This window comes from Cellulomonas sp. P5_C6 (assembly GCF_054049635.1).
The window spans coordinates 1-7,681 of sequence record NZ_JBFULZ010000193.1 but is presented as its reverse complement, the minus strand read 5'-3'; the positions used below and the strand labels follow the sequence as shown (position 1 = coordinate 7,681).

General features: G+C 72.7%; 8 protein-coding genes. 6 read left to right on the top strand and 2 right to left on the bottom strand.

Annotated elements, in window-relative coordinates:
• Together ACXJKG_RS17400 and ACXJKG_RS17395 are read left to right on the top strand one after the other, a co-directional pair.
• Positions 1–645 (top strand): SDR family oxidoreductase (locus ACXJKG_RS17400; protein ID WP_456846998.1); only part of this gene is annotated, 645 nt, incomplete at its 5' end.
• The gene (locus ACXJKG_RS17395) at positions 642–1,097 is read left to right on the top strand and encodes a MaoC family dehydratase (protein WP_456846997.1); all 456 of its coding nucleotides are present in this window, start codon (positions 642–644) and stop codon (positions 1,095–1,097) included. The genes ACXJKG_RS17400 and ACXJKG_RS17395, both read left to right, overlap by 4 nt.
• Positions 1,098–1,112: 15 nt before the next feature.
• Here the strand turns inward: ACXJKG_RS17395 and ACXJKG_RS17390 are convergent, their stop codons facing one another.
• Positions 1,113–2,330 carry an acyl-CoA dehydrogenase family protein gene (locus tag ACXJKG_RS17390; RefSeq protein ID WP_456846996.1) on the bottom strand — a complete coding sequence of 406 codons (1,218 nt, stop codon included), beginning with the start codon at positions 2,328–2,330 and terminating at the stop codon, positions 1,113–1,115.
• 101 nt (positions 2,331–2,431) lie between these two features.
• Here ACXJKG_RS17390 and ACXJKG_RS17385 point away from each other — a divergent pair, with 101 nt between their 5' ends.
• The 4 genes from ACXJKG_RS17385 to ACXJKG_RS17370 all read left to right on the top strand — a co-directional run bounded on the left by ACXJKG_RS17385 (position 2,432) and on the right by ACXJKG_RS17370 (position 7,006).
• The gene (locus ACXJKG_RS17385; RefSeq protein ID WP_456846995.1) at positions 2,432–3,082 is read left to right on the top strand and encodes a QsdR family transcriptional regulator; all 651 of its coding nucleotides are present in this window, start codon (positions 2,432–2,434) and stop codon (positions 3,080–3,082) included.
• A 91-nt stretch (positions 3,083–3,173) separates the two neighbouring features.
• A complete protein-coding gene (locus ACXJKG_RS17380; RefSeq protein WP_456846994.1) occupies positions 3,174–4,214 on the top strand; it encodes a phosphotransferase family protein in 1,041 nt (346 codons plus the stop codon).
• The gene (locus ACXJKG_RS17375) at positions 4,214–5,416 is read left to right on the top strand and encodes an acyl-CoA dehydrogenase family protein (RefSeq protein ID WP_456846993.1); all 1,203 of its coding nucleotides are present in this window, start codon (positions 4,214–4,216) and stop codon (positions 5,414–5,416) included. The genes ACXJKG_RS17380 and ACXJKG_RS17375 overlap by 1 nt, the downstream gene beginning before the upstream one ends.
• A 6-nt stretch (positions 5,417–5,422) precedes the next feature.
• Positions 5,423–7,006, top strand: a complete 1,584-nt coding sequence (locus tag ACXJKG_RS17370; protein ID WP_456846992.1) for an AMP-binding protein — start codon at positions 5,423–5,425, stop codon at positions 7,004–7,006.
• 11 nt (positions 7,007–7,017) lie between these two features.
• On the opposite strand, the gene ACXJKG_RS17365 is transcribed toward ACXJKG_RS17370, so the two are convergent.
• On the bottom strand, positions 7,018–7,681 hold a 664-nt coding region (locus ACXJKG_RS17365; RefSeq protein ID WP_456846991.1), incomplete at its 5' end, for an SDR family NAD(P)-dependent oxidoreductase.

The following is a 7,681-nucleotide window of genomic DNA, read 5'->3' as shown; positions in this document are numbered from 1 at the left end:
GAGCAGGACTGCGCCGCGACCGTCGACGCCATCCGCGCGGCGGGCGGTGACGCGCTGGCGGTCGGTGCCGACGTCGGCGACACCGACGCCGCCGCGGCCGCCGTCGCGCGTGTCGTCGACGAGCTCGGGGCCCCCACCGTGCTGGTGAACAACGCCGGGATCCTGCGCGACAACCTGCTGTTCAAGATGACCGAGGACGACTGGGACTCGGTGGTCTCCGTGCACCTGCGCGGCGCGTTCCTCATGAGCCGCGAGGTGCAGAAGCACCAGGTCGCGGCGGGGTGGGGGCGGATCGTCAACCTGTCGAGCACGTCGGCGCTGGGCAACCGCGGGCAGGCCAACTACGCGGCCGCCAAGGCCGGGCTGCAGGGGTTCACCAAGGCGCTCGCCATCGAGCTGGGCCGCTTCGGGATCACGACGAACGCCGTGGCGCCGGGCTTCATCGCGACCGACATGATCCGGCAGACCGCCGAGCGTATGCACCTGACGTACGAGCAGTTCGTCGAGGCGGTGGCCAAGGACATCCCGGTGGGGCGGGTGGGCCGGCCGGAGGACATCGCGAACGCCGTCTCGTTCTTCTGCTCCGAGGCCGCGAGCTTCGTCAACGGCCAGGTCCTGTACGTGGCGGGCGGCCCGAAGGCGTGATCGCCGTCGCGTCGCCGGGCGCCCTGGTCGACGTCGTCGGGCGGTCGGTCACCGCCGAGCGCTGGCTCGCGATCGACCAGGCCCGGATCGACGCCTTCGCCGACGCCAGCGACGACCACCAGTGGATCCACGTCGACCCGGACCGGGCCGCGCAGGGGCCGTTCGGCGCGACCATCGCCCACGGGTACCTCACGCTGGCCCTGATCCCGTCGCTGACCGACGGGCTGGTCGAGGTCGGCGGGACCGGGCTGGTGGTGAACTACGGGCTGGACCGGGTCCGGTTCCTGCAGCCGGTCACGGTCGGGTCGCGCGTCCGGGCGTCGATGGAGGTCCGGTCGGCCGAACCGACGCCGCAGGGCGTCCGGGCGGGCTACACGGTCACGGTCGAGATCGACGGCGCGGCCAGGCCGGCGCTGATCGCGGAGACGGTGGTCCTCTACGTCGCGGCCTGACCGTCGTCCGGACGGTCAGACGAACGCCGCGATGCCCGTGATGGCGCGCCCCACGATGAGGTGGTTCATGTCCTTGGTGCCCTCGAACGAGTAGACGGCCTCGGCATCGGCCATGTACCGCGCGACGCCGTGGTCGAGCTGGATGCCGTTGCCGCCGAGCGTCTCCCGGCACAGGGCGACGGTCTCCCGCATCGCGGTCGTCGTGTACGCCTTGGCCAGCGCGGAGTGCTCGTCGCCCTGCCGGCCCTGGTCGCCCAGCTGGGACGCCCGGACGCACAGCGCGATGCTCGCGGTGATGTTGCCCAGGCAGCGGGCGAGCCTGTCCTGCACCAGCTGGAACGACGCGATCGGCTTGCCGAACTGCTCGCGCGCGAGCGCGTACGCCACGGTGGCCTCGTACGCGCCGATGGCCACGCCGACCGCCTGCCAGGCCACCTCGGCCCGGGTCAGCCGGAGCACGGTCGCGACGTCGCGGAACGAGTGGATGTTCGGCAGCCGGTCCGCCTCGGACACCTCGACCCCGTCGAGCAGGATGTCGGCGTTCTGCACGGACCGCAGCGCCTGCTTGCGCTCGATCTTCGTCGCGCTGAACCCGGGGGTGCCGCGGCGGACGAGGAAGCCCTTGACCTGGTCGTCGGCGGTGTCGCGCGCCCAGATGACGGTGAAGTCCGYGAACGTGGCGTTGCCGATCCAGCGCTTGGCGCCGTTGATCACCCACGTGTCGCCGGTGCGGTGCGCGGTGGTGCGCAGGCCGCGGGCGGTGTCGGAGCCGGACAGGGGCTCGGTGAGGCCGAAGGCGCCCACCAACTCACCGCGACTCATCGGCGGCAGAAGTTCGGCGCGCTGCTCGAGCGAGCCGCCGACGCCGATCGCGCCCATGGTCAGCCCGTTCTGCACGCCGATGAACGTCGAGAAGCCGGCGTCCACCCGCGAGAGCTCGAGGGCGACCCAGCCGCGGTAGACGGCGCTGTTCTCGAACCGGACCGTCTCCGGCCACATCGGCCCGAGCAGGCCGAGCTCCCCGACCCGCGGGATCAGGTGCACGGGGAACTCGGCGCGCTCCCAGCAGTCGTCGGCGATCGGCCGGACCTCGGTCTCCAGGAACTCCCGGATCGCCATGACGTGCTCGTTCTCGACCGGCGTCAGGACGTCCTGGAACGAGTAGAAGTCGCTGGTCAGCAGCGCGCGGGAGAGGTCGGTCTGCGGCGCGTCAGCGCTTCGGGCAACAGTCATGCGAGGAGCTCCGCTCGTCGATCGGCACCGATGACGTTCCGAGTCTGCATCATTCTCCGAGATGTTGCATGCCCCTCGGTGGCGAGGAGTAGGTTGCCGCCATGTCGAACCCCGGCGTCGCTGCGGACCGTTCGGTCGGGCTCGGCCGCGTCGGCACGCTCGTCGCGCCCTCCTGGCTGTCGCAACGGCTCGAGGACGGCCGGCACGCGGAGGCCGTACGGGCGTTCCGGGTGGCCCGCGAGACGTTCATCGAGGGCGCGCGGATCGACATGGGCCGCCTCGCCGCGAGCCTCGGCGTGGACCGGACCTCGCTGTTCCGCTGGGTGGGCAACCGCGACGTGCTGCTGTCCGAGGTCCTCTGGTCGCTCGCCGTCCCCACGCTCGAGCAGGCGGAGGCGGCGACGCGCGGGTCGCACGGGGCCGAGCGGGTGGCCGGGGTGCTCACGCACTTCGCCCAGGACCTCATCACTGCCGGCTACTTCCGTGGCTTCCTGCAGCGCGAGCCGGCGCGAGCCCTGCGGTTGCTCACGACGAAGGACAGCGAGATCCAGCGCCGCTACGTGGCCGTGGTCGAGGCCCTGGTCCGCGAGGAGCTGGGCGAGCAGCCGTTCGGGCGCCCGGTGAGCCCGCACGACCTGGCGTACCTGCTCGTCCGCGTCTCGGAGTCGTTCACCTACGCCGACCTGATCAACGGCGACCGGCCCAGCGCGGAACGGGCGCGGGCGGCGTTCGAGCTCGTGCTGCGCCCCTGACCTCCCCGCGCCGGGGGACCGCCGAGAAGCGCGCGAGCGGATCCGGTAGCGTACCGACCGGGCGGTATGCCGCCGCGAGAGGTGGTCGACGATGACCGAACGGATGCCGGACCCGCCGGGGCTCCACGTCGCGCGGCTCGAGGCCTGGCTGCGCCGCGAGCACCCCGACCTGCTGGGCGAGGGGACGTTGTCCGCGCGGGTCATCGCCGGCGGACGCAGCAACCTCACCTACCGGGTCGACGGCGGGGTCCGGCCGCTGGTGGTCCGCCGCCCGCCGCTGGGCCACGTGCAGACCACGGCGCACGACATGGCCCGGGAGCACCGCGTCCTCTCCGCGTTGGCGGGCTCGCGGGTGCCCGTGCCCCGAACCGTCGCGCTGGTCGACGACCCGACCGCGGGGACCGGCACCGTCTTCTACGTGATGGACCTGGTGGACGGGGTCGTGCTGGCGGACCCCGCCCAGAACGCCGCCTTCACCCCCGAGCAGCTGCGCGCGGTGAGCCTCGAGCTGGCGACGCTGCTGGCCGAGCTGCACGCGATCGACCCGTCGCAGGTCGCGCTCGCGGACCTGGGCCGGGCGGACGGGTTCCTCGACCGGCAGCTCCGGCGATGGCGGACGCAGCTGGACGGCTCGCGCTCGCGGCCGGTGCAGAGCCTCGACCACCTGCAGGAACGCCTGGCCGAGCGCGTGCCGACGACGCAGCGCAGCAGCATCGTGCACGGCGACTACCGGCTGGACAACGCGCTGGTGGGAGGCCCGGGGCCGCACGTCACGGCGATCCTCGACTGGGAGATGGCGACCCTCGGCGACTCCGCGGTGGACCTCGGCATGCTCGGGCTGTACTGGACCGTCCGCCGGCTCAGCGACGCGGTCCCCAGCGCGGTCGACCCCGCCGCCGGCTACCCGGAGTTCGAGGAGCTGGTCGACGCCTACAGCGCCCGGCTCGGCACCGGCGTCCCGGAGCTCGGCTGGTACCGGGCCTTCGCCGCCTACAAGCTCGCGGTCATCCTGGAGGGCATCCACGTCCGGTTCCTCGCGGGCGAGACGGTCGGGGACGGGTTCGAGCAGATCGGTGCCCTGGTGGCCCCGCTGGCTGACGAGGGCCTCGCTCGGCTGGCGGGGGCGCGCTGATGGACTTCGCCCCCGACGCCGTCACTGTCGATCACGTCGCCCGCACCAGACGGTTCCTCGACGAGCTCGTCCATCCCGCCGAGCCGGTGCTCGAGGACCAGCTGGCCGCGACGCCCGACGAGTGGGGGACCCGGCCGGTCGTGCGCGACCTGCAGGCCGCGGCGAGGGAGCGCGGGCTCTGGAACCTCTTCCTGCCGGGCGTCCTGACCACGCTGCAGTACGCCCCGGTCGCCGAGCTGACGGGTCGCAGCCCCCGCCTCGCGCCGGTCGCCCTCAACTGCGCCGCGCCCGACACCGGCAACATGGAGCTCCTGCACGAGTTCGGCACGCCCGCCCAGAAGGAGCAGTGGCTGGAGCCGCTGCTCGACGCCGAGATCCGGTCGGCGTTCTGCATGACCGAGCCCGACGTGGCGTCGTCGGACGCCTCGCAGATCGCCACCCGGATCGTGCGGGACGGCGACGAGTACGTCATCACGGGCCGCAAGTGGTGGTCGACCGGCGCGATGAACCCGGAGTGCGCACTCCTGGTGGTCATGGGCGCGACCGACCCCTCGGCGGAGCGTCGTCGTCGCCAGAGCATGGTGCTGGTGCCGCGGGACGCCCCGGGCGTGACGATCGTGCGTCCGCTGACGGTCTTCGGGTACGACGACCGCGACCACGGCGGTCACGCGGAGATCCTGTTCGAGGACGTGCGCGTGCCGGTGACCAGCATCGTCGCGGGGGAGGGCGAGGGGTTCGCCGTCGCGCAGGCGCGGCTGGGTCCGGGCCGGGTCCACCATTGCATGCGCGCGCTCGGCATGGCGGAGCGGGCGATGGAGCTGGTGGTCGAGCGCGCGACGTCGCGCACCGCCTTCGGGAAGCGGCTGGCCGACCAGGGCGTCGTGCGCGAGTGGGTGGCCGAGTCCCGGGTCCAGATCGAGGCCCTGCGCCTGCTGGTGCTCAAGACCGCCTGGCTCATGGACACGGTCGGCAACCGCGCCGCGACGACCGAGATCCAGGCGATCAAGATCGCGGTACCGCGGGCCGTGCAGCAGATCCTCGACCGCGCGATCCAGCTGTTCGGCGCCGCCGGCCTGTCCGGCGACCAGCCGTTGGCGGAGATGTTCGCCGCCGCCCGGGCCCTCCGCCTGGCGGACGGACCGGACGAGGTCCACCTCGCCTCCCTCGGGCGAGCGCAGCTCGACACGACGAAGGGAAAGTGATCCGACATGACGTACGACGAAGCCCTCGACGGAGCGGGCTACGGGAGCATGTCCGTCGCGGCGATCCTCGCCGAGACCGCCCACAGCCGGCCCGAACGCACGGCGTTCCTCATGGGGGACCAGGTGGTGCGGTACGGCGAGCTGTGGGAGCAGACCCGCGCCTACGCCGGGGCCCTGCGCGCCCGGGGCATCGGGCCGGGCGACCGCGTCGCGATGATCGTCCCCAACGTGCCCGACTTCGCGCGCGTCTACTACGGCGTCCTCGCACTGGGTGCCGTCGTCGTGCCGGTGCACCTGCTGTTCAAGGCCGAGGAGATCGCCTTCGTCCTGCGCGACTCGGGCGCGAGGCTGCTGGTGGCCGCGGCCCCGATGCTCGCCGAGGCCGGCCCGGCGGCCGCGTCGCTGGAGATCCCGCTGCTCACGGTCCTGGTCCCCGACGGGATGGAGGTGCCGTTCCCGCGGCTCGAGGACGAGGCCGCCGCGACGGAGCCCATCGACTGGTACGCGTCCGTGCACCCGATCAGCGCGGCGACGATCCTGTACACCAGCGGCACCACGGCCCGGCCCAAGGGCGCGGTCGGCTCGCACATGGCGATCATCGAGCAGGTCAACGTGGCCCTCATCGACACGTTCGACATGTTGCGCGACGACATCGTGTTCGGCGGGCTGCCGCTGTTCCACACGTTCGGCCAGGTCTGCGTGATGAACACGGCGTTCCGCGTGGGGGCCGCTGTCGTGCTGCTGCCCAAGTTCGACCCGGACCAGGCGCTCGCGCAGATGGTGACGCACCGGGCGACGGTCTTCACGGCCGTGCCGACGATGTACATCGGGCTGCTGCAGGCGGCCGCCCGCAGCACCGAGCGGCCGCCCCTGCGGTACGCCGTCTCGGGCGGTGCCGCACTGCCGGTCGCGGTGCTCGAGGCGTTCTCGCGCGAGTTCTCCGCCGAGGTGCACGAGGGGTACGGGCTGACCGAGACGTCGCCGGCGGTGTCGTTCAACTACGTCGGCGAGCCCATCCGGCCCGGCACCGTCGGCCGCCCGCTGTGGGGCGTCGACATCGAGATCGCCGACGCCGACGTCGACGACCGCATCGTGCCGCTGCCGCTGGGCGAGCTGGGCGAGATCGTCGTGCGGGGCCACGCCCTGTTCAAGGGCTACCTCAACAACCCCGAGGCGTCGGCGGCGGCGGTGGTCGACGGGTGGTTCCGCACMGGCGACCTCGGTACCAAGGACGCCGACGACGTCATCACGATCGTCGACCGCAAGAAGGACATGATCGTCCGCAACGGCTACAACGTGTACCCGAGCGAGGTCGAGGACGTGATGATGCGGCACCCCGCGATCGCGTTCGCGGCGGTGTTCGGGATCGCCGACGAGGCTCGCGGCCAGGAGGTGCACGCGGCCGTCGTGCTCCTCGACGGGCACACCGCGACCGCCGACGAGATCGTGGCGTTCGTGCGCGAGCGGGTCGCCGCGTACAAGTTCCCGCGGGTGGTGCACCTGGTCGACGCCCTGCCCCTGGGCGGCAGCGGGAAGGTGCTCAAGCGCGAGCTCGTGGCCCAGTTCTCGACGGCGCCCGCGCAGGCCTGAGACCGGGTCGTTCAGGAGTGCGGGATGCCCGCGATCATGCCGCCGTCGACCACCAGCTCGGTGCCCGTCGTGTAGGCGGAGTCGTCGCTCGCCAGGAACACCACGGTGCCCGCGACGTCCTGCGGCAGCGCGGGCCGGCCCAGCGGGATCGGCACGGCGGTGGGGTCGAGCCGCGCCGTCATCGGCGTCTGCACGAAGCCCGGGTGCACCGAGTTGACGCGGATCCCGTCGGGTCCCAGCTCGACCGCGAGCGACTTGGTCAGGCCCCGCACGCCGAACTTCGACGCGACGTAGCCGTGCAGGTGCGCACCGCCGCGCATGCCCTCGACCGACGAGATGTTGATGATCGAGCCCCGACCCGCTGCCTTCATCGCCGGCACCACGGCCTGCGCGCCCAGGAACACGCCGGTGAGGTTCACGGCGATGACCGCGTCCCACTTGGCCTTCGGGTAGTGGTCGATCGGGCCCGCGTTCGCGATGCCCGCGTTGTTGACCAGCACGTCGACCGTGCCGAAGGCGGCGAGCGTCCCCGCGACGACGGACGCCCAGCTCTCCTCGGAGGTCACGTCGAGGTGGGCCGCGAGGGCGCGGCCGCCCAGCTCGGCGGCCAGCGCCGCGGCGTCGTCGTCGCGCAGGTCGGCGAGCACGACGCTCGCGCCGGCGGCGTGCAGGGCC